The 22,721-nt window shown below is 65.2% G+C and carries 24 protein-coding genes; 2 read left to right on the top strand and 22 right to left on the bottom strand.

Annotated elements, in window-relative coordinates; all coding sequences use genetic code 11:
* Positions 1 to 36: 36 nt before the first annotated feature.
* The 15 genes from paaK to QOU61_RS12785 form a co-directional block, all read right to left on the bottom strand.
* Positions 37 to 1,368, bottom strand: a complete 1,332-nt coding sequence (gene paaK / locus QOU61_RS12855; RefSeq protein WP_289658892.1) for a phenylacetate--CoA ligase PaaK — start codon at positions 1,366 to 1,368, stop codon at positions 37 to 39.
* A gap of 23 nt (positions 1,369 to 1,391) precedes the next feature.
* A complete protein-coding gene (gene paaI / locus QOU61_RS12850) occupies positions 1,392 to 1,850 on the bottom strand; it encodes a hydroxyphenylacetyl-CoA thioesterase PaaI (protein ID WP_289658891.1) in 459 nt (152 codons plus the stop codon).
* Positions 1,851 to 1,883: 33 nt separating this feature from the next.
* A complete protein-coding gene (paaE, locus tag QOU61_RS12845; protein ID WP_289658889.1) occupies positions 1,884 to 2,960 on the bottom strand; it encodes a 1,2-phenylacetyl-CoA epoxidase subunit PaaE in 1,077 nt (358 codons plus the stop codon).
* Positions 2,960 to 3,463 carry a 1,2-phenylacetyl-CoA epoxidase subunit PaaD gene (gene paaD, locus QOU61_RS12840; protein ID WP_289658887.1) on the bottom strand — a complete coding sequence of 168 codons (504 nt, stop codon included), beginning with the start codon at positions 3,461 to 3,463 and terminating at the stop codon, positions 2,960 to 2,962. Before paaD ends, paaE begins: the two co-directional genes overlap by 1 nt.
* Entirely contained in the window at positions 3,457 to 4,233 is a 777-nt protein-coding gene (paaC, locus tag QOU61_RS12835; RefSeq protein ID WP_289658885.1) for a 1,2-phenylacetyl-CoA epoxidase subunit PaaC, read from the bottom strand. Before paaC ends, paaD begins: the two co-directional genes overlap by 7 nt.
* Positions 4,234 to 4,348: 115 nt before the next feature.
* Positions 4,349 to 4,636, bottom strand: coding sequence for a 1,2-phenylacetyl-CoA epoxidase subunit PaaB (paaB, locus tag QOU61_RS12830; RefSeq protein WP_289658883.1), 288 nt, complete (start codon positions 4,634 to 4,636; stop codon positions 4,349 to 4,351).
* 71 nt (positions 4,637 to 4,707) lie between these two features.
* Positions 4,708 to 5,700 carry a 1,2-phenylacetyl-CoA epoxidase subunit PaaA gene (gene paaA, locus QOU61_RS12825; RefSeq protein WP_289658882.1) on the bottom strand — a complete coding sequence of 331 codons (993 nt, stop codon included), beginning with the start codon at positions 5,698 to 5,700 and terminating at the stop codon, positions 4,708 to 4,710.
* Positions 5,701 to 5,783: 83 nt separating this feature from the next.
* Positions 5,784 to 6,656 (bottom strand): phenylacetic acid degradation operon negative regulatory protein PaaX, encoded by an 873-nt coding sequence (paaX, locus tag QOU61_RS12820; RefSeq protein ID WP_289658880.1) that lies wholly within the window; start codon positions 6,654 to 6,656, stop codon positions 5,784 to 5,786.
* A gap of 28 nt (positions 6,657 to 6,684) precedes the next feature.
* Entirely contained in the window at positions 6,685 to 6,825 is a 141-nt protein-coding gene (locus QOU61_RS12815; protein ID WP_289658878.1) for a hypothetical protein, read from the bottom strand.
* Positions 6,822 to 7,592, bottom strand: coding sequence for an esterase/lipase family protein (locus tag QOU61_RS12810; RefSeq protein WP_289658877.1), 771 nt, complete (start codon positions 7,590 to 7,592; stop codon positions 6,822 to 6,824). The genes QOU61_RS12815 and QOU61_RS12810 overlap by 4 nt, the downstream gene beginning before the upstream one ends.
* Before the next feature lie 199 nt (positions 7,593 to 7,791).
* Positions 7,792 to 9,081, bottom strand: coding sequence for a DUF445 domain-containing protein (locus QOU61_RS12805; RefSeq protein WP_289658876.1), 1,290 nt, complete (start codon positions 9,079 to 9,081; stop codon positions 7,792 to 7,794).
* Between the two features lie 236 nt (positions 9,082 to 9,317).
* A complete protein-coding gene (locus tag QOU61_RS12800) occupies positions 9,318 to 9,794 on the bottom strand; it encodes a phasin (protein ID WP_289658875.1) in 477 nt (158 codons plus the stop codon).
* Positions 9,795 to 9,947: 153 nt separating this feature from the next.
* Positions 9,948 to 10,538, bottom strand: coding sequence for a GNAT family N-acetyltransferase (locus QOU61_RS12795; protein WP_289658873.1), 591 nt, complete (start codon positions 10,536 to 10,538; stop codon positions 9,948 to 9,950).
* Positions 10,535 to 11,650, bottom strand: a complete 1,116-nt coding sequence (locus QOU61_RS12790) for a PHA/PHB synthase family protein (protein ID WP_289658872.1) — start codon at positions 11,648 to 11,650, stop codon at positions 10,535 to 10,537. The genes QOU61_RS12795 and QOU61_RS12790 overlap by 4 nt, the downstream gene beginning before the upstream one ends.
* Complete coding sequence (locus QOU61_RS12785; RefSeq protein WP_289658871.1) at positions 11,647 to 12,027, bottom strand: hypothetical protein; 381 nt, start codon at positions 12,025 to 12,027, stop codon at positions 11,647 to 11,649. The genes QOU61_RS12790 and QOU61_RS12785 overlap by 4 nt, the downstream gene beginning before the upstream one ends.
* Positions 12,028 to 12,191: 164 nt before the next feature.
* On the opposite strand from QOU61_RS12785, the gene QOU61_RS12780 reads away from it, so the two are divergent.
* The gene (locus QOU61_RS12780) at positions 12,192 to 13,112 is read left to right on the top strand and encodes an alpha/beta fold hydrolase (RefSeq protein WP_289658869.1); all 921 of its coding nucleotides are present in this window, start codon (positions 12,192 to 12,194) and stop codon (positions 13,110 to 13,112) included.
* A 124-nt stretch (positions 13,113 to 13,236) separates the two neighbouring features.
* Complete coding sequence (locus tag QOU61_RS12775) at positions 13,237 to 13,704, top strand: nuclear transport factor 2 family protein (RefSeq protein ID WP_289658867.1); 468 nt, start codon at positions 13,237 to 13,239, stop codon at positions 13,702 to 13,704.
* Between the two features lie 62 nt (positions 13,705 to 13,766).
* Here the strand turns inward: QOU61_RS12775 and QOU61_RS12770 are convergent, their stop codons facing one another.
* From QOU61_RS12770 to QOU61_RS12740, 7 genes are all read right to left on the bottom strand, one after another.
* Positions 13,767 to 14,030, bottom strand: coding sequence for a hypothetical protein (locus QOU61_RS12770; protein ID WP_289658865.1), 264 nt, complete (start codon positions 14,028 to 14,030; stop codon positions 13,767 to 13,769).
* An 83-nt stretch (positions 14,031 to 14,113) separates the two neighbouring features.
* Positions 14,114 to 17,344: a bifunctional cytochrome P450/NADPH--P450 reductase gene (locus QOU61_RS12765; protein WP_289658863.1), complete on the bottom strand. Its 3,231-nt coding sequence runs from the start codon at positions 17,342 to 17,344 to the stop codon at positions 14,114 to 14,116.
* 140 nt (positions 17,345 to 17,484) lie between these two features.
* Positions 17,485 to 18,480, bottom strand: coding sequence for an alpha/beta fold hydrolase (locus QOU61_RS12760; RefSeq protein WP_289658861.1), 996 nt, complete (start codon positions 18,478 to 18,480; stop codon positions 17,485 to 17,487).
* 28 nt (positions 18,481 to 18,508) lie between these two features.
* Positions 18,509 to 20,059: a WS/DGAT/MGAT family O-acyltransferase gene (locus tag QOU61_RS12755; RefSeq protein ID WP_289658859.1), complete on the bottom strand. Its 1,551-nt coding sequence runs from the start codon at positions 20,057 to 20,059 to the stop codon at positions 18,509 to 18,511.
* Between the two features lie 59 nt (positions 20,060 to 20,118).
* A complete protein-coding gene (locus QOU61_RS12750) occupies positions 20,119 to 20,919 on the bottom strand; it encodes an esterase/lipase family protein (RefSeq protein WP_289658857.1) in 801 nt (266 codons plus the stop codon).
* Positions 20,919 to 21,170 carry a DUF6489 family protein gene (locus QOU61_RS12745; protein WP_289658855.1) on the bottom strand — a complete coding sequence of 84 codons (252 nt, stop codon included), beginning with the start codon at positions 21,168 to 21,170 and terminating at the stop codon, positions 20,919 to 20,921. The genes QOU61_RS12750 and QOU61_RS12745 overlap by 1 nt, the downstream gene beginning before the upstream one ends.
* Before the next feature lie 111 nt (positions 21,171 to 21,281).
* Positions 21,282 to 22,535 carry an NAD(P)/FAD-dependent oxidoreductase gene (locus tag QOU61_RS12740; protein WP_289658853.1) on the bottom strand — a complete coding sequence of 418 codons (1,254 nt, stop codon included), beginning with the start codon at positions 22,533 to 22,535 and terminating at the stop codon, positions 21,282 to 21,284.
* Positions 22,536 to 22,721: the final 186 nt, after the last annotated feature.

The following is a 22,721-nucleotide window of genomic DNA, read 5'->3' as shown; positions in this document are numbered from 1 at the left end:
CGCCCGGTTCCCCGCGGCGACGGCTTCTCGCAGGAGTTACCCTTTCGGCCGCCTGTCGTAAACACGCTTGGCCTTGCCGAGCGAGCGTTCCAGCGTGTCGGGGGCCACGATCCGGACCGCGGTCGAAATCCCGATCGTGTTCTTGATCAGGTCGGACACCTTCTCGGCATGGACCGCAAGCCCGCTGCCGTCCCAGTGCTCGTGGCGGGCTTCGGCCAGGATCGCCATCTCGTCCATGCGGCCCTCCCGGGTCAGCTCGATGATGAAATGACCGCCGCACCAGTCGGTCGCGAGCAGCACCTCCTCGATCTGGGTCGGGAACACGTTGACGCCGCGCAGGATGATCATGTCGTCGGAGCGCCCGGTGACCTTCTCCATGCGCCGCATCCCGGGCCGCGCCGTGCCCGGCAGCAGCCGCGTCAGGTCGCGGGTGCGGTAGCGGATGACCGGGAACGCCTCCTTGGTCAGCGAGGTGAAGACCAGTTCGCCCTTCTCGCCGTCGGGCAGCACCTCGCCGGTGTCGGGGTCGATGATCTCCGGGTAGAAATGGTCCTCCCAGACATGCAGGCCGTCCTTGGTCTCCACGCATTCCTGCGCGACGCCCGGCCCCATCACCTCCGAGAGGCCGTAGATATCGGTCGCATCCATGTCGAAGGCCTGCTCGATCTCCGACCGCATCGCGTTGGTCCAGGGCTCGGCGCCGAAGATGCCGAACCGCAGCGACGATTTCCGGGGATCGAGGCCCTGCCGCTTGAACTCGTCGAGGATCGCCAGCATGTAGCTCGGCGTCACCGTGATGATGTCGGGACGAAAATCATTGATGAGCTGCACCTGCCGCTCGGTCATGCCGCCGGAAATCGGCACCACCGTGCAGCCGAGCTGCTCGGCGCCGTAGTGCACGCCGAGGCCGCCGGTGAACAGCCCGTAGCCATAGGCGTTGTGGATGATCATGCCTCTGCGTCCGCCGGCGGCGCGGATCGACCGCGCCATCACCTCCGACCACACACCGATATCGGCGCGGGTGTAGCCGACCACGATCGGCTTGCCCGTGGTGCCGGAGGAGGCATGGATGCGGACCAGGTTTTCGCGCGGGACCGCGAACATCTTGAAGGGGTAGTTGTCGCGCAGGTCGAGCTTGGTGGTGAACGGGAATTTCGCCAGGTCCGAAAGCTGCCTGAAATCGGACGGATGCGCCCCGGCGGCGTCGAACGCCTTGCGGTAATGGGCGACATTGTCGTAGGCGTGCTTGAGCGACCAGGCGAGCCGCTTCTGCTGCAGCGCCATGATCTGATCGCGCGAGGCGCGCTCGGTCTCATCCAGCTCGGCGCGGTAGCCGCCTTGCGTTGCCCGCAATTTCCCTTGAGCCATCCTGCGTTTCCCCTCGTTTCCTTTTATTTTGTCCCGGTCTCGCCTGTCGGCAACCACGGCCCGCCGATGACGCGGGAATGGCCGCGAAACTCGGCGATCACGACATCGCCGGCAGTGACGCGCACGTCATAGATGCCGGACCGCCCGCTGCGCGAGATCTCGCGCGCGGTCGCGACGAGACGGTCGCCGAGCTTGCCGGGCCTGAGAAAAGTGATGCTGCCCTGCGCCGCCACCACGCGCTCGTTGCGGCTGTTGCAGGCAAAGGCGAAAGCGGAATCGGCCAGCGTGAAGATGAAGCCGCCATGGGCGATGCCGTGCCCGTTCGCCATCTCCGGCTTCACGGTCATGGTCAGCGTCGCCTGCCCTGCCTTTATCTCGGCGATCTCCATGCCGAGCCCGCGGCTGGCGTCGTCTTCCTTCCACATCGCCTCGGCGCAGGCGCGCGCCAGGTCGTCGGGCGAGAGCGTGGCCTTCACGTTCAATGCGGCCTCCCATTGTTGTTTGGTCTTGTTGCGCTAGACGTGATCGTAGTCGACCACGACCTTTTCGGAAACCGGCCGGGCCTGGCAGGTCAGCACAAAGCCAGCCTTCAGCTCCCATGGCTCCAGCGAATAGTTGACCTCCATCTGCGCCTCACCCTCGGTGAGCTTGGCGCGGCAGGTCGAGCACATGCCGCCCTTGCAGGCGAACGGCAGGTCGATCCCGGCGCGCAGCGCGGCATCCAGAATGGCCTCGCCTTCGGCAACCGGCACCTCGCGCCGCTTGCCGTCGATGATCAGGGCGGCGATCGCCTTCGGCGGCGCGGAAACCGGCACGACGGCCTTCGGGCGCGGCTTGCCGCCAAGCCCCGAGACGAAGCGCTCGACATGGATGCGATCCTCGCCGATGCCGATGTCGCGGCAGGTCGTCTCGATCTCCTCGCTCATGCCGGTCGGGCCGCAGATGAAGACATGGTCGACGGTTGCCGCCGGCACCAGCGAGCGCAGCAGCACCTTGACCTTCTCGCCATCGAGCCGGCCTTGCAGGATCGGGATGTCCTGCTCCTCGCCTGAAATGACGTAGAACAGCGCGAGGCGCTCAAGGAAGCGGTCCTTCAGCTCCTCCAGCGCCTCACGGAACATGATGCCTTCCGTGGTGCGGTTGCCGTAGAACAGGAAAAAGCGGCTGTTCGGCTCGCGCGCCAGCACGCCCTTGATGATCGACAGGATCGGGGTGATGCCGCTTCCCGCGGCAAAGCCGACGTGGATGCGGGCCTCCTCCGGCGCCGGCGCGATGCCGAAGCGGCCGGTCGGCGTCATCACGTCGAGCGCGTCGCCGCATCTCAATTCGTCGGCGGCCCAGCTCGAGAACGCGCCGCCATCGACCTTCTTCACCGCGATGCGCAGCTCGCCATCATCAGGGCCGGAGCAGATCGAATAGGACCGGCGAACCTCCTCGCCGTCCATCGTGGTCCGCAGCGTCAGATACTGGCCGGGTGTGAAGCGGTAATCGTCCGCGAGCTCGCTCGGGATCGCGAAGGTCAGCGACACCGCATCGGCGGCCTCGCGGCGCAGGTCGTTCACGGCAAGACGATGAAAGCGCGGTGTGGACATCAGTGACACTTGAAATAATCAAATGGTTCGCGGCAGTTCTTGCAGCGCCACAGCGCCTTGCAGGAGGTCGAGCCGAACTCGGACAAAAGCTCGGTGTTGCCGGAGCCGCATTGCGGGCAGGCAACCTGCTGCACGCCGAACAGCGCGCGGCGCGAGGCCGATCGCTCGGGCGGCGCGATGCCGTAGTCGCGCAGCTTGCGCCGGCCATCCTCGCTCATCCATTCCGTGGTCCAGGCCGGCGACAGCACGGTCGTGACCTTGGGCTTGCGAAAACCTTCGCGCTCCAGCGCCAGCTCGATCTCCAGCGCGATCATGTTCATCGCCGGACAGCCGGAATAGGTCGGCGTGATCGTGACCTCGATTTCGCCGTCCCGCACCGTGACGTCGCGAAGCACGCCGAGATCGGCAATGGTCAGGACCGGAATTTCCGGATCGACCACCTGCGCGGCGGCATCCCAGGCGTGCTGGCGCAGCTCCGCGTCGCTGGCAAGAGCGCTCACCATGTCGCCCCCGGAAAGGTCCGCTGCATCGACTGCAATTCGCTGAGCAGATGACCGAGATGCTCGCTGTGCCGGCCAACGCGGCCGCCCTGCTGCATCCAGTCGCTCGCGGGAAGTTTCAGCGTCGCCTCTTCCACCACGCCGCGAAGGGTTTTCAGCCATTGCGGGCGCAGCCTTTCGGGATCAACGGCGATGCCGGCCTCGACCAGCGCGCGCTCGGCCTCGTCGACGACAAACATCTCGCCCGTGAAGGCCCAGAGATCGTCGATCGCGGCCTGCACGCGCGCGTGGCTCTCGGCGGTACCGTCGCCGAGTCGCACGATCCATTCAGAAGCATGACGCAGGTGATAGGCGCTCTCCTTTTCCGACTTCGCCGCGATCGCGCCGAGCGTCGGATCGGCGGACTTCATCATCGCGCGCCAATAGGGATCGGCGAAGGCCGAATAGAACAGCTGCCGCACCATAGTGCGGGCAAAGTCGCCGTTCGGCTGCTCGAGCAGCAGAAGGTTGCGGTACTGCCTGACGTCGCGCAGATAGGCGAACTTGTCCTCGTCGTTGTCCTTTGCCTCGACCTTCGCGGCGTAGCCGAAGAGTTCGCGCGCCTGGCCGAGCAGGTCGAGCGCGATGTTGGAGAGCGCCATGTCCTCTTCCAGCATCGGCGCATGGCCGCACCACTCCGACAGCCGGTGGCCGAGGATCAGCGCATCGTCGGCGCGGCGCAGCACGTAGAGCACCAGCGGCGTTTCGGAAACCTGGATGTTGGCGGCGGCCATGTTGCTCAAATCCTGTACGAAGTACGATCTGTCATCACTGCGAGGAGCGATAGCGACGAAGCAATTCAGATTTTTCACGGCCCGGCTGGATTGCTTCGCTGCGCTCGCAATGAGTTCACATATGCCCGACTTCGTCCGGCACGTCGTAGAAGGTCGGATGCCGGTAGATCTTGGATTCCGCCGGCTCGAACATCGGGCCCTTCTCGGCGGGATCGGACGCGGTGATCGCGCTCGACGGCACCACCCAGATCGACAGCCCCTCGCCGCGGCGGGTGTAGATGTCGCGCGCGGCCTGCAACGCCAGCGTCGCGTCCGTCGCATGCAGCGAGCCGACATGCTTGTGCGCGAGCCCGTTGCGGCTGCGGATGAAGACTTCCCAGAGCGGCGTGTTCGGCGTGGCCATGGCGGCCTCCCTCGTTACTTGAGCATGATCTTTTCGGAAAACCGGTTCCCACTTTTCCTGATCATGCTCGCCTACTCGGCAGCCTGGGCTGTCTGGCGATAGCTGCGTTTTTCGGCGTAGGCGGCGGCTGCCTCGCGGACCCAGGCGCCCTCTTCATGCGCCTTGCGCCGCGACGCCAGGCGGTCGCGGTTGCAGGGGCCGTTGCCGGCCAGCACCTGCCTGAACTCTTCCCAGTCGATCTCGCTGTAGCGCCAGTGGCCCTCGGCATCCTGCGTCATGCCGGCATCCGGAATGGTCAGCCCGAGGAAGTGCGCCTGCGGCACGGTGGCGTCGACGAACTTCTGACGCAGCTCGTCGTTGGAGAAGCGCTTGATCTTCCACCTGGTCGAGGCATCGCCGTGCTGGCTGAGATTGTCGGGCGGCCCGAACATCATCAGGACCGGCCACCACCAGCGGTTCAGCGCATCCTGCGCCATCGCCTTCTGCTCTTCGGTGCCGCGCGACAGCGTCAGCATGATCTCGAAGCCCTGGCGCTGGTGGAAGGACTCCTCCTTGCAGACGCGGATCATGGCACGCGCGTAAGGCCCATAGGAGCAGCGGCAGAGCGGAATCTGGTTCATGATCGCCGCGCCATCGACCAGCCAGCCGATCGCGCCGATGTCGGCCCAGGTCAGTGTCGGATAGTTGAAGATCGAGGAATATTTCGCCTTGCCGGCGAGCATCGCATCGACCAGCTCCTCACGCGAAGAGCCGAGCGTCTCGGCGGCGGCGTAGAGATAGAGCCCGTGGCCGCACTCGTCCTGCACCTTCGCGAGCAGCGCGGCCTTGCGGCGCAGCGACGGCGCACGCGTGATCCAGTTGCCCTCGGGCAGCATGCCGACGATTTCGGAGTGGGCGTGCTGGGAAATCTGCCGCGTCAGCGTCTTGCGATAGGCGGCGGGCATCCAGTCGTTCGGCTCGATGCGCTCCTCGGCATCGATGCGGGCCTGAAACTGCGCGGAGCGCGCGGCATCCTCGACGTGGCGGTCGTCGGCCTCAGCGGTATTGAGCGCCTGGGTGTACATGCCAACCTCCCTCGAGGATCGATCTTGTTGGCCCCAACATATAACATAATTTTCTTTATGCAAGCATTTTTTGTAACATAAGATCAGTCGCGGAACCGGAGCGAAAGATCAGCCCCGGCCTTCGGCAGGCGCCCGGTTTCGTTGCTTCCATGCCGGTCAAGCCATTGTTCGGACTGCGGAAGCAGCGCGCGATAGATATCGCCGCAAAGTTGGCGCGCGGTGCCGCCCGGCCAGTCCTTGGGCAACAGCGCGATCGGCAGCAGCGGATCGCGCAGCACCACGCGGCGATACTGGTGGATCAGCAGGATTCGCGCGGTGAAGGCATCGGCATCACCGAGCCCCTGCTCGCGCTCGATCAAGCCGCGCAATGGATCGAACGTCTTCATGAAGGTCTGATACGCGTCCGCGATACGCTCCAAAGGCCAGCTCGCGCCAAGCAAGCGGCGGCCGCTCTCATCCTCGGCGGAAACCTCGAGGCGGATCGCCGTTGCCGCTTCCTGCGGGACAGGCGCACCCGACGGCGCCACCCAAACGCCCGGCAGCGGGCTGCCGAAGCCCGCGCTCTTCAAGGCCTCGCGCGCCGCGTCGCGATGCTCGGCGCTTTCGATCAACAGGAGTTCGAACCGGCCGGTCCACTCCGACGGCGGCGGATCATAGATATGACGGGTCGCGATATCGAATATCTGCCGCCCGCTCTCGACCAGCCGGTAGAAACTCTTGCGGCCGACCTTCTCGCGCTCGAACCAGCCATCCGCTGTGAGGCGCGACATCGCCGTGCGCACCACGGTGGCATCGACGTCGAGCCCGTGGAAGAACTCGAGCAGCGTGCCGAGCCAGACGGAGCCGCCGCGCGGCACGATGGCGTCGCCGAACACGGTCACGACGATCGAGCCGGTGCGGGAGGGCTCTCGCTTGAGCTGGGCGACGATGCGGGAAAGAGCGGCGGGCTGCGGCATGTTTCAACGCATACCGCGTTTCATCGGTTCACAACAATGTCGCTTGTCGATACGTGACGTCGTCATGCCCGGCCGCGCGCCGGGCATCCACGTCCTTCGCATCGATCCGCAACAAAACGCCGATGGCCGGGACAAGCCCGGCCATGACCGAAAGCAACGCGCCGATCACCGGTTCGGATCGGGAAAGATGACGCTCCGCCAGCCGGAACGATCGAACGGCTTCCACGCCCCTTCCGGCTGCGCGAGGCGTTCGGCAACCGCATAGACCGCGGCCGGATGGTGACCCATGCCGCAATGGCTGCTCTCGACCTCGATGCTTTCCGACGTCGCGGAGGTCTTTTCCACGCAGCCCTGCCAGGCGCAGATGCCGTCGGTGCGGCTGAAGATCGCGGTGGTCGGCACCGGCGGACAGCCGGCGAGCGAGCCGCCGAAGCGCGCATCTTCCTCCTCGGCGCGGCGGCCGCTCGCGAACTCATAGACGCGCCAGGCGTTGGTCGACTTCGGGCCGGCGGCGAACGGACTGCCCAGCGTGATCACGCCGCGCACGCGCTCCGGCATCATCTTGGCGAGCTGTCGTGCATAGAGGCCGCCGAGACTCCAGCCGACCAGCGAGATCTTGCGGCCGTGGGTGTCGCTCATCTCCTGCACGAGATCGACCATCGCCTGCTGCACGCCGGGGCGCAGGCCCAGATTGCGCCCCTGCCCCCAGCCCTTCACCGCGTAGCCGCGCGTGCGCAGGAATGCGCGCAGCGGGCGCGTGGAGACGTCGGACGCGACAAGCCCGGGCAGCACCAGCACAGGATGGCCGTCGCCGCGCGGCGCGAGCGAGAGCAGTGGCAGCGCGCCGACGAAGGCGCCGAGTTCGTGCAAGGCACGCCCTTCCAGGAACATCAGCGTTCTTGAAGGCGGGCGAAGCGTGTGTGCAGCAACCGACATCATATCTCCTTCTCGTAACCGGCTCGCGCGAGATCGCAACGACCGGCCGATTCCTGAATAAAACCTCGCGGAATATTCCGCAGCGCAACAAACCGTGCGGCGCAACAAACACTCATGAAAAGCTAAGGAAGAGCTTTTGGCGTTTCAAGCAGGCCGCAATGCCGCAGCCACAACTAAAAACGTTGTCGTGATCTATTAATCACAATAAGCGCAGCAGAGATTCGGCCGTGTAAAGCGCAAGGCCGGCAAGGCCCCCGATCAGCGAGCCGTTGAAGCGGATATATTGCAGGTCCTTGCCGATATTGATCTCGATCAGCGCGATCAGCTGCGACATGTTCCAGGACTTGACCTGATCGGAGATGAAGGTCGAGACGCCGCTCTTCTGATCGGCGATGAAGGAGCGCAGGACCGCGACGAGTCCGTTGTTGATCTCGCTACGCAGCTCGGCATCGCCTGCGAGCGCCTCCCCAGCGGCGACGAACATCCGCGCCAGATGATGCTGCAGCACGCCGGTTTCGCTCGCGGCGCTGCGTTCGATGAAGGTGCGCGCGTTGGACCAGACGTTGCGCACGAGCTCGGAAAGCTCGGGGCGCGCCAGAAGATCGCGCTTCAACCCGTCGAGCCGGTCGGCATAGTTCTTGTCGGTCGAAAGCCGATCGACAAAGGACAACACCATGCGGTCGAACTCGCCGCGGAACGGGTGGGCTGGATCGTTTCTCACCTCGTCGAAGAATTTCGTGGCAGAGGCGACGATCTTGTTCACCAGGAACCTGTCGGTGCGATAGAGCTTGAGCAGCGTCGGCAGCTCGTCGCGGACCTTGGCGCGGATCATCGCCATGGTCTCGGCCTGCGTCAGCGTGTCATGGATGATGCGCAGGAAGTCGTCGAACAGCACCTGGTGGCGGCCCTCCTCGACGAAGGCGCGCAGCGTGCCGGCGGCGAGCGGCGCGACGTCGATCGCCTGCAACTGCGCGGTCATCCGGCGCGCGATGAAGTTCATCAGCCCCGAGCTTTCGGTCGCCGAAAACGCCTCGGGCAGAAGCCGCAGCGTGAAGCGCGCGAGATCGTTGCTCCGCTTGCGGTCGCGCAGCCAGTCGGCGATGAAGCTGCCGAAATCGACCTCGCGCAGCTTGGCTTCGACCGGTGTCGCCTCGAGGAAGTGCACCTCGATGAATTCGCCGAGCTTGTCGGCGATGCGCTCCTGGTTGCTCTGGATGATCGCGGTGTGCGGGATCGGCAGGCCGAGCGGTCGGCGAAACAGCGCGACCACCGCGTACCAGTCGGCGAGCCCGCCGATGGTGGCGGCCTCGGCAAAGGCCGCGACGAAGCCGAACATCGGATGGACGTTCAAGAGCAGCTTCGCGGCGACGAACAGGGCAAGCGTCGAGGCCAGCACCAGCGTCGCCAGCGCCTTCACGCGCCGGAGCTCGGCGGCGCGTGAAGCATCACCGGGCGCGTCGAAGGAGAATGTGCGTGATGTGGTGGTCATGGCTCTTTTGAAAAGCTGGTCCTGCCCAGATTAGCCATCACTGTGAGCCGATGGTCGGCGCAAAAGCGCCGCCCGAGGATAGACTATGCAAAGCAATCCAGCGAACTCAAACCACGACTGGATTGCTTCGTCGCGTGCGCTCCTCGCAAATGACGTGTGTGATCTATGCCGGCCGCAGACAAAAAGAAGGCCCGCGTGACGCGGGCCCTCGAACTTGTCCGCCGATCGAACGCAATTTACGCGGTCTTGTTGTAGACCTTGGCGAAATTGTCCTGGGCGGCCTTCGCACCGTTGGCAACGAGCTTGCCGAAATATTCGGTGGTCGACTTGGCCCGGGAGATCAGTACCTCGCCGCGCGCACGCACGAGGTCGGACTGGATCTGCACCGCCTCGTTGAGCGACTTGGCGGAGGCCAGCTTGTCGATGCCGGCGAAGAACGCTTCCGCGTCCTGGTAGAGCGCCTGCTGGATGTTGCGGCTGATCTTGGCGGCCTCGGTGACCGAGTCGGACACGGCGGCCTCGATCGCGGCAGTCACCTTCTCCGAACCGGCATAGACGTCGGCCGCGCGGTCCTTGGCGGTGTTGGCTGTCTTCTTGACGAACTCGCGGGCAGCCTCGGGGACTTCCACGTTCTGGAAGTTCTTCAGGGCCTCGGTGACGGGGGCAAAGGCGTCTTTCACGGTGTCGAACACGGTGTTGGTTTCGGTGGTCATGGGTCTCTCCATCCTCGGTTTGAGCTATGGGCTCACCCCGTCCGGACTGGCCCGGGGCGCAATTGTCATGCCACAGTTAATGGTGCACCGCAACACGAATGTTGCGATGCGATATCACGACACCGTGATATTTAGTGACGTCTGTCGGAAGTATTATCTTACCGCATCCGACACGCCATACGCCTCGAGCTGGCCGCGCACCTGGGCAATGTTGTGCCCAAGCACGACGATGTCGTGGGTGTTGCCGTCGACATCGCGGACATGGTCGCGCAGCAGCGCTTCGGCGCGGAAGCCGAGGCTCTCGAACAAAGTGATCGCGGCCCTTTGGTCGACCGTCATCTGCACCGAGAGCTTGTCCAGTCCCGCGCCCAGCGCGAGCGCAAAGGTCTCCTGCGAGAGTGCCCGCCCGACCCCCTCCCCGCGCACGGATAGCGACACCACCATGCGGATCTCGCCGACATGGGGCGACCAGGAATGCGGATCCCGCACCAGCGTGCCGCAGCCGACCACCTCGTCGCCCTTGATCGCGAGCAGGCTCGTGATTGCGCCGCGCTCGATCTCGTTGACCCACGCCGCGAGCACCTTGGGCTGGCTGATGTTGCGCGGCAGGAACAAGAGGTCGTGGGTCGGCAGCTTCTGCGCGAAGGCGAGCACGGCCGCCTCGTCGGCGCGCTCCATCAGGCGGAATTCGATGTCGCCGGCGTCGGTCTTGACGTGGCGCGGATAGGAACGTTGCTCGCTCATGTCGACCTTCCAGCTAGCCAGGAGTCCAGTTTCGGCCACAGCCGCTTGATCGCGTTGGCACCGGCGACCAGGCTGACATGCCCACCCTTCAGCATCACCTCTTCCCTGTCAGTCGAAGAGACCCGCGGGATCAGATGCTTGGCCGCGTCATAGGGCACGATGTGATCGTGCTCGGCGACCGCATGCAGGATCGGCACCTTGATTTTCGTGAGATCCGCGGGCCGGCCGCCGACCGTCATGGTGCCGTTATAGAGCTTGTTGTCCCACATCAGGTCCTTGGTGATGGCGCGGAAATATTCGCCGGCCAAGGGCAGCGTGTCGGTCGCCCAGCGGTCGAACATCCGGTACGACTTCACATATTCGTCGTTCCAGATGTTCTCCCAGAGCTGCACCTGGCTGACGGCGCGCGAGGCGGGCCGCAGCATCTCGAACGAGGACAGGATCATTTCCGGCGGCACGTTGCCGACGGAATCGACCAGGCGATCGACGTCGAAATAGCGGCGGTCGGAGAAATTCTGGAACAGCTTCATCTCGCGGAAGTCGATCGGCGTCGTGAAGCAGATCAGGTTCTTCATCGGCCCGTCGTGAAAGATCGAGCCGTACAGGAGCGACAGCACCCCGCCGAAACAGTAGCCGATCACGGAAACATCCGTTTCGCCGGAATCCTGCTGCACGCGGCGGATGCTGTCCGGGACGAAGTCGAGGACGTAGTCCTCCATCCGCAGGCCCTTTTCTTCGGGCTTCGGCGCGGTCCAGTCCAGCATGTAGACGTCGTAGCCGCGTTTCAGGAGGAACTCGATGAAGCTCTGGCCCGGCACCATGTCGAGGATGTAGCCGCGATTGGTGGTCGCCATCACGATCAGGATCGGCACGCGATAGACTTCGCTTGCCATCGGGCGGTAGTGATAGAGGTTCATCGTGCCGCGGGAATGAATCACGTCCTTCGGGGTCGAGCCGAGCGCGGGGCCCGAGGTCGAGAAATATTCGGCGCCCTTGATGCTGCGCTGGATCGCGCGCTGCACCTCGCTCTGGATGCGTTCCGACATCGCGGCCAGGTCAAGCCCGCCATCGGCTGCCTTCCGCCGTTCATCGGCGGCGGTGGGCGCGCTCATGTCTGCTCTCCGGACGAGGACGGCGGCTGCCTGGTGCGCGGCGGACGCGGCGTGGCCGCAAACCCGGGCGCACCGGCATCCCTGTTCATCTGCAACAGCATCGCCTTGATCTCATGGAGCTGTCCTTCGATGGATTGCAGCCGCTCGGCCATGCCGACGAGTTGGACCCGGCTCGGCAGGTTCATGGCGAGCAGGTATTTTTCCATCAGCTCGCCAAGCTGCTTCTGGGCGCCGGCGGCGGCGCCGCCGGCCTGGTTCATCGCGCGCGAGAATTCCGGCGAAGCCATGGCCTGGTTCGCGAACGAATTGAATCCCTTTTCCAGTTCCCCGATCATGGTGTGCCACAGCACCATCGGGTCGTTATTCTTGTCGACCATGGCGTCCTCCTCCTGCAGGGTTTTCCCCGTCGTTTCCGACATACGACACCGTCGCGGCGACCCGGTCAACTGCGCTGCGTCCAAGACCTTCCGACAAGGACTTCTCGCGGCGGCGGAAACCATGTCATACAGTTCCGATCCCGCTACCGCTCTCGAGGATCGCCGTGAACGCAACCGCCCATCAGCCGCCGCAGATCGCCCACGCCAACGGCATCGACATCTGTTACGAAATCTTCGGCGCGCCCGACGCCGAGCCGATCCTGCTCATCATGGGGCTCGGCGCCCAGATGATCCATTGGGATGACGAGTTCTGCCGCAGGCTCGCCGCGCGCGGCTTTCGCGTGATCCGCTTCGACAACCGCGACATCGGCAAATCCTCGAAGCTTGCCGGCGGCGGACGGCTGAGCGCGCTGGAATTCCTGAAACTGCGCTTCCTGCGGATTCCGGTCGCCGCGCCCTACCGGCTCATCGACATGGCCCGGGACACGATCGGGCTGATGGATGCGCTCGGCATCAAGTCGGCGCATCTGGTCGGCGCCTCCATGGGCGGCATGATCGCCCAGGAAGTCGCGATCGAGTTTCCGCAGCGGGTGCGCTCGCTGACCTCGATCATGTCGACGACCGGCAATCCGCGCGTGCCGCCGCCGACCCGCGAGGCGGCCGCGGTCCTGACCGCGCCGCCGCCCGCGACCAGGGAGGAATATTTCGAACGCTTCGCGCAGACTTGGAAGGTGCTGCGGGTCGGCAGCTTTCCCGAGGACGAGGCGCTCGACCGCTCGCGCGCCGAACGCACCTTTGAGCGCGGGCTCAACCCGGCCGGCGTCGGCCGGCAGCTGCGGGCCATCCTCGCCTCCGGCAGCCGCAAGCAGCGCCTCGCCGCGGTGAAGGCGCCGACCCTCGTGATCCACGGCACGGTCGATCCGCTGGTGCGGCCGGAGGGCGGCAAGGACACCGCCGCCTCGATTCCAGGCGCCAGGCTTCTGATGATCGAGGGCATGGGACACGCCCTGCCGATCCCGATGTGGCCGCAAATCATCGACGCCATCGACAAGCACGCGCATGGCGCCGCCGCCAAGGCGGCGTGACCCGGGTTTCCTCAAAGTAACCTGGTGAACCCGACGTGCGCTCTTCCGGCCGATCGCCCGGCAGCCTATGCAGGGCGCACTGCAACGCGCGAGACAGGCGCTTTCCGCTATCAGGAGCTTCAGCATGGACTGCGTCTTGCGACCGCGCGCGGCAATCGCCGCGACGATCCTTCTGGCGCTTGCTTCCTTGGGCGCGAGCGCGGCCTCGGCGGAGACCCAGCAGGAGGCCAACCGGAAGGCTGTGCTCGCCTTCTATGAAAAAGGGCTCAATCAGAAGGACGCCGACGGCGCGCTCGCCTATGTCGGCGACCGCTATGTGCAGCACAACCCGAACGCGGCCGACGGGCCCGACGGTTTCCGCAAGTTCATCGCCTTCCTGCGCGAAAAATTCCCGAACTCGCACAGCGAGATCAAGCGCTCGTTCGTGGACGGCGATTACGTCATCCTGCACGTTCACGCGGTTCGCGAGCCCGGCACAAGAGGTACCGCGATCATCGACATCTTCAAGCTCGAAAACGGCAAGATCGTCGAGCATTGGGACGTCGGCCAGCCGATTCCAGAGAATCCTGCCAACAACAACACGATGTTCTAGAAGGGTGGGACGCACATCGCCTCGTTTCGAATCGCCGAGGCGGGCGAAACGCGCACTGGAGGCTAGCGCGAGCGGGGCTTGCGCCGGGTTTTTTGCACCGTTATCTCGGCAATCGCAGTCGGCGAGATTTGTGGCTTCAGCGCGCCCAGCCCAAGCTCTTTGGCTCGTCGCGCAGCCGCAAGGCCGGTCGTAAAATGCGCCAGGAATTCTTTCTCGTTGGCTGGCTGGGTATCAATTCCCGTGAATAACTGCTTGTACAGGAGCTGAATCGCATCCGCGTAAGCGGCTTCGACATAGTCTGCGTCTGACTTCGGTGCATCGGCCATGGTGTCGGTCGCCCCCAAGCTAAAGCTGCAAACAACGGTCAATTTCGATAGGCGCGAACGCCTCCATTGGCAGAGGTCGGCAGCTAACCGCCGGCCCACACGTCCAGCACGTAGCGGTTGTTGGCGCCGAGTTCCTCGATCCAGCGCGCGCTGGCCGCCGCATCGGCGCCGGTGCGCTCGCGATGGATCGCAACCAGGGCCGCCTTGACGTCCGGCTCCATCTTGCCGCCGTCGCCGCAGACATAGACGATCGCCCCCTGCTCGATCAGCGCCCAGACGCGATCCTTATGTGCTGCGACGAGATGCTGCACATAGGTCTTCTGGCTGTCGGCGCGCGAGAACGCGGTGTAGAGCTCGGTGATTCCGTCGGCCGCAAAGGCCTTCAGCTCGTCGGCATAGAGAAAGTCCTGGTCGGGATGGCGGCAGCCGAAGAACAGCATCGCGGGGCCGAGCGTCGCGCCGCGCTCCCTGCGCGCCGCGCGTTCCTGCAGGAAGCCGCGGAACGGCGCGAGCCCGGTGCCCGGCCCGATCATGATGATCGGCACCGAATTGTCCTCGGGCAGGCGGAAGCCGGCCTTGGTCTCGCGCACGGTGGCGTGGATGGTGTCGCCGATACGGCGGTTGGCGAGATAATTCGAGCAGACGCCCTTGTAGATGCCGCGCCCGGAACTTGCGGGCGCCTCGACCACGCCGACCGTGACGCTGCAGCGCTCCGACCCCTTCGAGGGCGAGGACGAGATCGAATAATAGCGCGGCGCGAGCAGCGAAAGCATCTCCAGATAGGCGTGGAACGGCAGCTCGCAGGCCGGGAATTCCTCCAGAAGGTCGAACACCGACTTGCGCCTGTCCAGCACCTCGCTGCGGTAACGCTCGCCCGATGCGGCATCGTCGCCGATCAGCGCCAGGAGCTTGGGCTTGGTCACCGGGCAGCGGGTTTGCTCCGACATGATCTGGATCTGCTTGCGGGTCGCGACCTGCTGCAGCTCGACGAATTCGGTGAGCAGCCGCCCGACCGAGATCGGCTCTCCCGCCGGCAATTGCGCGCGGCGGCCTTCCGCCACCTGCAGCCGGATCTGGTCGGCCGGCAGGAAGCCGAAGCGGCGCGCCACCCGATCGACCAGCGCCGGGTCGTTGCGCGGCACCACGCTCAGATGATCGCCGACACGATAGGCCGCGCCGGCCGGCAGTTGCACCTCGATGTGGCGGGTCGAGCGGTCGGACGGATTCGCGCCAGCCTTGTTCTGAAGCTCGTCGTTATCAAGCACGTTCATAGGCACCGCACCGCCCTGCACCACCACGGTGTTGATCGCGGTCGGCGCCACCGGCTCGATCCGGTACAACGGCTCGTCATCGGCCGAGCGGCTGAACTTGGAATCGACGCCGAATTCCTTCACCGCCACGGGCGCCGCCGCGGCAAACCAGCTCTCGAACTGGCCGTCGAGATCGCTGCGGGCATCGCCCTCGCCGCGCGCATAGGCGCTGCGGCCGCCATGGTCGCGCAATTTCTCGTCGATCAGGCGCGGCACCGACTGATAGGTCGCAGCCCAGTCGCTGTTGCCGCAGCCGAACACGGCGTAGCGGACGCCGGCAAAGGCGTCCTTCGGCAGATCGTCGCTCAGCCATTTGACGAACTGCGTGGCGTTGTCGGGAGGGGCGCCGTTGTACGAGGCGCAGAAGATCAGGACGCCGCCTTCCTTCGGCAGCTTGTCGACATAATCGTCGAGCGGGGCAAGCTTGCTGGCGAAGCCGTTGACCTGGGCGAGGTCGGCGACCCGCGTGGCCAACTCCTCGGCGGTGCCGAGGTTCGACCCGTAGAGCACGAGCAGCGGCGTGTTGTGGCCGGGCCGTGTCCGCGCCCGCGGCGCCGATGCGGCCGGTGAGGCCACTGCCTGGACCGCCGCGCCGGCTGGGACGGAACGATCGCGATCGGTGCGCGGGCGCACCTTGATCTTGAATCCGTCCGGCTTGATCGTCAGCGTCTCCTTCAGATGCATCTGGTAGCGGTGATGGTCGACCAGCTTGAAGCGCTGCAGGATCATGCCGATCGCCAGCGCCGCCTCGTGCATCGCGAAGCCGCGGCCGATGCAGGCGCGCTGGCCGTTGCCGAACGGCTTCCAGGCGTTGGCAGGCCGCTTGGCCTCGGCCTCGCGGCTGAAATTTTCCGGATCGAAGGCGTCGGGATTCGGCCCCCAGACGCTTGGGTCGCGATGCAGCCCGAGCACCAGGACCGTGATGAAGGTGCCCTTCCTGAGCTTGTACTTGCCACCGATGGTCTCGTCCTTGAGCGGCGCGATGCCATAGGCAGGCGCCGGCGGCCACAGCCGCAGCGCCTCTTTCAGGATCTGGGTGATGTAGGTGAGCTGGGTGACCTGCTGGTAGGTCGGCTTGACGTTGGTGTCGGAGCCGAGCACACGATCGACCTCCTCATAGGCCTTCTTCAGCACCTCCGGATGCTTGAGCAGCGCGTAGATGGTGCAGGACAGCAGCCCGCTGGTGGTTTCATGACCCGCGATCAGGAAGGTGTTGATCTGGTAGCGGATGTTGACGTCGTCGAGCTGTTCGCCAGATGCGCGGTCGACGCCGGTCATCATCGCCGCCAGCATGTCCTTCTGCTCGGCCTCGGCATTGCGGCGGCGCTCGGCGATGATCTCGTCCACCATCTTGTTCATGAAGGCGACGTCGGCGGCAAGATCGCGCCGCCGCTTCTGCATCCACAGATTCTCCATCGGCAGCCCGCGGGTCATCATGATGGTTTCCAGCGAGCGCACCAGCGACTCCACGAAGGGGTGGTAATCGCGCCGGTAGAACGAGTTGAAGCGATAGTCGAAACCGCACAGGCCGATCGTATCCAGCGTCAGCGCGGTCATGTCGTGGACGACGTCGATCTCGTCGTCGGCGTTGAGCCGCTCCCATTTCTTCACGAGCTGCTCGGCGATGTCGACCATGCTCGGGTGATAGGACTGCATGGCGCGGTTGCCGAACGGCTGCAGCAGGATGTTGTGCGCCTTGCCCCAGTTCGGCTCGTTGGTATCGGCGGTGAACAGGCCGTCGCCGCCGACCGCGCGCACGCGGCGCAGCGAGCCGCGCACCGCCTTGTCGAAGCGCTTCTCGTCAGAGAGCTCGTCGACGAGGTCGTAGCCGGAGACGATCACGATCGGCGCGCCCATCATGTCGAGCCAGTAGATCGGCCCGAGCTCCTTCGCTAGCCGCGCCAGATGCTGCACCGGCGCGGTCGAATCCAGCGACAGCATGTTGCCGACCACCGGCTTGACCGGTGGACGCGGGATCGGACTGAGCCTGTTCTTGGACGCCATCGTGAAAACTTCCCCCTGCCTCGCGCGGCCTTGTCATTCCGGGTCTGGTCCAAAAGGACCAGACCCGGAATCTCGAGATTCTCAGGTGATCAATTGCGCACCATGGTTGGCTTCGCGCCCCCGGAATGACGACTTGGTCGTCATCCGAACCGCCTTCTACGCCATTCGATCAGCTTGGCACTGACCTCCTCCGGCTTTTCCTGCTGCGTCCAATGGCCGCTGCCGCGGACCAGATATTTCTCCAGGTCCGGGATCAGCTTCTCCATGCCGTCGGCAGCCGATGGCGGGAGCACCTGGTCGAGCTCGGCCATGATCATCAGCGCCGGCACCCGCACGGTATGGTCGAGGCCTTCCGAGCGCTGCCAGTTGCGCGACATGTTGCGATACCAGTTGATGCCGCCGGTGAAGCCGGTCTTGCTGAAGGTGTCGACGAACACCTGCTTCTCTTCCGCCGACAGGATCGGCGTGCGCGGATCATGCTTGGCGTCGTAGTTCGCGATCATCTGCGGAAAGGCCAGGTTGAGCCGCGGCGAAGCGCCGACGCCCGCGACCGGCTGCTCGGGCGGCGCTGTCTCGCTGCGCGGCGCCGGCTTGCGCATGAAGGCATCGAACGTCTGCTCGACGCGGCTGCCGAAGATGCGGTCTGGCTCGCGACCGGGATCCTGAAACTGCACGATATACATCTTGTCACCGAAGCGGGCGCGCAGCAGCTCGATCGGATCGGCCCAGACGCGGTTGGTATGCGGCGTGTTGACGCCGACCACCCCGGCGACGCGGTCGATGTGCCGCAGCGGCATCTGCCAGATGATGAAGCCACCCCAGTCGTGGCCGACGAAGATCGCCTTGTCGATCTTCAGGTGATCCATCAGCCCGATGAGATCGCCGGTGAGATGCTCCATGTCGTAGTCCTCGACCGCCTCGGGCCGGTCGGTTGCGCCATAGCCACGCTGGTCCGGCGCGATCACGCGGATGCCGGTCTCGGCCAGCGCCTTGAGCTGGTGACGCCAGGAAAAGGCGAGCTCAGGCCAGCCGTGGCAGAGGATGACGGGCGGCTGGTCCGTTTTCGGGCCGGCCTCGTAGTAGCCCATGCGAATCCCGTTGGTGGACGCGAACTGCAGCGGCGGCATTTCGATCATGGTCGTCGTCCCGTCTGGCTTGGGCGCGCTACTCGGCCGCGCCCTTGATGTCGGCCGGCGGCGGCGCGTAGGCCGCTTCCAGCGCGGCGAACTCCTCCGGCAGCATGTCGCAGAGCACCTGGACATGGGGGATGATGTTGGCCCCCACAATGAAGCCGAAGTCGAGCTGATCGCGGTAGCTCTGCACGGTGATGTTGAGCGCGATGCCGTGGGTCGAGATCGAGACCGGGAAGATGTGCAGCAGCTCAGCGCCCGCGGCATACAGCGTCTGCCGCGGCCCGGGGACGTTGGAAACAGTGATATTGGTGGCCGGCGGCAGCACGTCGGAGAGGCTGGAGCGGCTGTAGAGCAGTGCCATGATCTGCACCAGGATCGGCGTACCCAGCATCGAGATGTTGGAGACCTGCGGCATCAGCGCGCGCAAGGGATGCGACATTTCCTTGGAGCGGGTCGATTGCGCGATGATGGTCTCAAGCCGCGTCTTCGGATCCTCGACATTGGTGGCGATCGAGCAGATCATGCCGAAAACCTGGTTGTTGGCCTCGGCATTGCCTTCCTCGCGCAGCGAGATCGGCACCCCCGCGGTCAGCGACTTGTTCGGCAACGCGCCTTGCGAGAGCAGATAGCGCCGCACCACGCCGGAGGCGAGCGCCAGCACCACGTCGTTGAGCTTGCCGCCAGACAGCTTTGCCAGCGCTTTCGCGCGCGACAGCGAGATCGAGGTGCCGGCGAAGCTGCGCTCCGAGGAGATCGACTTGTTGAGGATGGTCGGCGGCGACATCATGCTGGCGAGGCTGTCACGCGCCTTGGGATCGGAGATCTTGCCGATCACGTCGGACACGCTCTTGAGCATGGTCGGGATGTTGCCGGCAAAGCGCATCGCGCTTTCGATCTGGTACATCGCGTTGTCGAACAGGATCGAGCCGAGATCGCTCTTGCCCGAGCGCGGCAGCTCGACGCTTTTGGCGGCGGCCGCCGCCTCGAGCGGCTGGGTCCAGAGCTGCTGGTAGGAATCGAGCAGGTTGGCGGCGATGTCGCGCGGCTCCTGACCGACCTTGGCCTTCGCGCTCGGCGGATCGACCTGCCGCGGCACCGGCGTGATGTCGTAGATCATGTTGGTCAGCGCAGCACCTGCGCCGCCGTCGATGCAGGCATGATGCATCTTGGAATAGAGGCCGATCTCGTTGTCCTTCATGCCCTCGAAGACGTAGAACTCCCAGAGCGGCCGCGCGCGGTTCAGAAGCTTGGCATGCATCCAGCCGACGATGCGCTCAAGCGTGGCGCGGTCGCGCGGCGCCGGCAGGCTGGCGCGGAAGATGTGGCGGTCGATGTCGAACTGGTCGTCCTCGACCCAGGACGGATGGTCGATGTCGAGCGGCGTCTTTTCCAGGCGGGCTTTCAGGATCGGCGCGACGTGGAGCCGCGAGGCGATCATCGCCTTGAACTCCTCGAAGAAGTCGCCCTTGTAGCCGTCGGGCAGGCGCAAGATCGCCATGCTGCCGACATGCATCGGCATTTCCGGGGTTTCCAGATACAGAAACGATGCGTCCAGCGAGGACAGTTTTTTGCCGTCACCCATGCTTTCCTCCCGAGATCACGCGGCGCCTTGAGGTCGGCGCTTCTTGCGGATTTGGCGGTTCAGGCCGATTGTGCCTTTTCCGCAGGCGCATATGCAATGGCAAAGGGCCCGGAGCGGTCAAAGGGATGAAACTCGCCTTCGGCCTGCGCAAGACGGTCGGCCACCGCCCACAGCGCCGCCGGATTGACGCCGAGCCCGATATGGCTGGCGAAATAGACCTCGATGTTCTCGGCCGTGTCGGTGGGCCGGAGCAGGCAGGTCCGCCAGTTCACGATGCCGTCGCTCTTCGAATAGACCGAGGTTGCCGGCACCGGCAGGTCGCCGGCTATGGCCTCACGCAGCTCGGAGGTGGTCTCCACCGTCTCGCCCGACAGCGTCTCGTACAGACGCGTGGCGTTGGTCGCACGCACGTCGTTGGCGAACGGGCTGCCCAGCGTCACCACACGGCGGATCATCTCCGGCGCCTGCAACGCGAGATGGCGCGCATAGACGCCGCCCAGGCTCCAGCCCACGATCGAAACCTTGCAGCCGACATCGGCGTGAATCTCGGCCAGCCGATCCAGCAGCGCCTGCTTGAGCCGTACCAAGCCGCCGATATTGCGGCCCATACGCCAGGGATGGGCATTGTAGCCGAGCTCGCTGAGATACCGCCGCATCGGCACCATCGAGAGATCGCTGGCGAGAAATCCCGGCAAGGTCAGCACCGGATGGCCGTCGCCGCGCGGCGCGCGCATCAGAAGGGGCGACAGCAGCAGGCTCGAGTTGAGCTCGAAGATCCCGCGCGCTTCCGCAAGCAGCAGCGCGAGGCCCGGCGCCCGCAGCCGGCCCGGCTCGTCCGCTTCGCTGGAGCCCGCGCGCATTATCTCTTCTTGTCGCTGGAGCGCGGACCACCGAGCATCGCCACGAACATGTCCTGAAACCGCTCGGCAAGCTTCGGATCGAAGCTGAACCAGCTCTGGATCAGCGCCTCGGGCGACATCTTCTCGATGTTGGCGGCCATCTGTTGCTGCAGCTTTTCCATCATCACGGTCTGCATCGGCCCGACATCGGGGAGACCCAGGAATTGCCTGGCTTCGAGCGGGGTGCAATCGATCTCGACATTAACCTTCATTTCCGCTCCTGCGCTGGGTCGTTTCAGCCCATATCACCGCGAGTTGCGGTGCGACGCAAGCGACCTGCCGGCCGGACACGGCGGCGTGAAAGGCGTTTCCGCCAAATATGGTCAACCAAACCGTTCGACCGCAAACGGCGCGGGATCGGCAAACGGCTCCTTCCCCGTCATCATTTCGGCCAGCAACCGCCCGGTCGCGGGCCCCAGCGTCAGCCCATGGTGCTGGTGGCCGAAATCGAACCACAGCCCGTCGTGGCGCGGCGCCCGGCCGATCACCGGCAGCATGTCCGGCAGGCAAGGCCGCGCGCCCATCCAGGGCCTGGCGTCGACCGCCTCGCCCAGCGGAAACAGCCCATGCGCCTTCGGCAGCGCCCGCTCGATCTGGACGGGCCTGGGCGGCGCATCGCGCGGGGCGAATTCCACGCCCGTGGTGAGCCTGATGCCACGGTTCATCGGCGCCAGCACGAAACCTTGATCGGCATCCAGCACCGGGCGGTTGAGCACCGCATTGCCGCGCGCTGCCAGATGCAGATGATAGCCACGCTTGATGCCGAGCGGAATGGGATAGCCGAGCCGCTCGAACACCAGATCGGACCACGGCCCGAGCGCAACCACGACCTCGCGTGCGTTCACCGCGCCCTGTTCGATGCTGACGCGCCAGCCGCGGCTGGCCTGTTCCAGCGTCCGCGCGTCGCCGGCGAGGAAGCGGCCGCCCTTGCGCCTGAACAGCGCGACATAGGCCTTGACCAGGCCGCCGGGGTCCGGAACGAAGGCGGGCGCCGGCAGGTGGATGGCGCCGGCGAAATCCCCGCTCAAATGCGGCTCGCGCAGCCGGATCGCCGCGTTGTCGAGGATATCGCCCTCGACGCCATACTGCCTGGCGCGTTCGAAATCGCGCAACGCCGCCTTCAGCGTCGGTTCGGAGCGATAGAGCTTGAGCCAGCCGTTTCGCTGCAACAGTTCGGGCACGCCGGCTTCCCTGATCAGGGCTTCATGCTCGACCAGGCTGCGCCGGATCAGCGGCAACTCGGCCATCGCGCTGTGCAAGGCCCGCTTCGGCGAGGAGGCGCGGAAATAGCGCAGCAGCCATGGCGCGAAGGTCGGCAGATCGCGCAGCCGATAGCGCACCTGCGGCGCCCGGTTCAGTGCATAGCGAAGGATCTCACCGAAATCGCGCGGGAACATGTAGGGGAAGACCGACGCGCATTCGATGATGCCGGCATTGCCGAAGCTTGTGCCTTCGCCCGCCAATTCCTGCCGATCGACCATGATCACGTCGCGTCCGCGACTCTGCAAATGCAAGGCGGCACCGACGCCGACCATGCCGGCGCCGAGCACAAGAACCTCCGCCCTCAGTTCCGCCATCTGGCGCCCTTCGAAGCCCGTGAACTCGCCGCCCCTCGCAGCCGCGAAGCGGTGCGCGCAATCCTACCCTGTCAAGGCCGCTTCCGATTTGATCAGCACGCAAGCGCATGTTGCACAAAATTCACGTCGATCGCGCTTGAATTCCGAAAATCGCCGATTTGGCCTGATCGAAGCCAGACGGCGGTG

Origin of the sequence: Bradyrhizobium sp. NP1 (genome assembly GCF_030378205.1) — a bacterium.
Classification (GTDB): Bacteria; Pseudomonadota; Alphaproteobacteria; order Rhizobiales; family Xanthobacteraceae; genus Bradyrhizobium.
The sequence above is the reverse complement of the archived record's forward strand: the minus strand, read 5'-3'. Positions and strand labels throughout refer to the sequence as shown.

Excerpts from the sequence above, each read along its gene's own strand:
- QOU61_RS12750 (WP_289658857.1), bottom strand. The coding sequence starts at position 20,919 with ATGCGCGCGGGCTCCAGCGAAGCGGACGAGCCGGGCCGGCTGCGGGCG.
- paaE (WP_289658889.1), bottom strand. The coding sequence starts at position 2,960 with ATGTCCACACCGCGCTTTCATCGTCTTGCCGTGAACGACCTGCGCCGC.
- paaB (WP_289658883.1), bottom strand. The coding sequence starts at position 4,636 with ATGGCCACGCCGAACACGCCGCTCTGGGAAGTCTTCATCCGCAGCCGC.
- QOU61_RS12770 (WP_289658865.1), bottom strand. The coding sequence starts at position 14,030 with ATGGCCGATGCACCGAAGTCAGACGCAGACTATGTCGAAGCCGCTTAC.
- QOU61_RS12800 (WP_289658875.1), bottom strand. The coding sequence starts at position 9,794 with ATGACCACCGAAACCAACACCGTGTTCGACACCGTGAAAGACGCCTTT.
- paaK (WP_289658892.1), bottom strand. The coding sequence starts at position 1,368 with ATGGCTCAAGGGAAATTGCGGGCAACGCAAGGCGGCTACCGCGCCGAG.
- QOU61_RS12795 (WP_289658873.1), bottom strand. The coding sequence starts at position 10,538 with ATGAGCGAGCAACGTTCCTATCCGCGCCACGTCAAGACCGACGCCGGC.
- QOU61_RS12745 (WP_289658855.1), bottom strand. The coding sequence starts at position 21,170 with ATGAAGGTTAATGTCGAGATCGATTGCACCCCGCTCGAAGCCAGGCAA.
- QOU61_RS12760 (WP_289658861.1), bottom strand. The coding sequence starts at position 18,480 with ATGATCGAAATGCCGCCGCTGCAGTTCGCGTCCACCAACGGGATTCGC.
- QOU61_RS12755 (WP_289658859.1), bottom strand. The coding sequence starts at position 20,059 with ATGGGTGACGGCAAAAAACTGTCCTCGCTGGACGCATCGTTTCTGTAT.
- QOU61_RS12765 (WP_289658863.1), bottom strand. The coding sequence starts at position 17,344 with ATGGCGTCCAAGAACAGGCTCAGTCCGATCCCGCGTCCACCGGTCAAG.
- QOU61_RS12740 (WP_289658853.1), bottom strand. The coding sequence starts at position 22,535 with ATGGCGGAACTGAGGGCGGAGGTTCTTGTGCTCGGCGCCGGCATGGTC.
- QOU61_RS12775 (WP_289658867.1), top strand. The coding sequence starts at position 13,237 with ATGGACTGCGTCTTGCGACCGCGCGCGGCAATCGCCGCGACGATCCTT.
- QOU61_RS12805 (WP_289658876.1), bottom strand. The coding sequence starts at position 9,081 with ATGACCACCACATCACGCACATTCTCCTTCGACGCGCCCGGTGATGCT.
- QOU61_RS12790 (WP_289658872.1), bottom strand. The coding sequence starts at position 11,650 with ATGAGCGCGCCCACCGCCGCCGATGAACGGCGGAAGGCAGCCGATGGC.
- paaC (WP_289658885.1), bottom strand. The coding sequence starts at position 4,233 with ATGGCCGCCGCCAACATCCAGGTTTCCGAAACGCCGCTGGTGCTCTAC.
- paaD (WP_289658887.1), bottom strand. The coding sequence starts at position 3,463 with ATGGTGAGCGCTCTTGCCAGCGACGCGGAGCTGCGCCAGCACGCCTGG.
- QOU61_RS12810 (WP_289658877.1), bottom strand. The coding sequence starts at position 7,592 with ATGTCGGTTGCTGCACACACGCTTCGCCCGCCTTCAAGAACGCTGATG.
- QOU61_RS12785 (WP_289658871.1), bottom strand. The coding sequence starts at position 12,027 with ATGGTCGACAAGAATAACGACCCGATGGTGCTGTGGCACACCATGATC.
- paaX (WP_289658880.1), bottom strand. The coding sequence starts at position 6,656 with ATGCCGCAGCCCGCCGCTCTTTCCCGCATCGTCGCCCAGCTCAAGCGA.
- paaA (WP_289658882.1), bottom strand. The coding sequence starts at position 5,700 with ATGTACACCCAGGCGCTCAATACCGCTGAGGCCGACGACCGCCACGTC.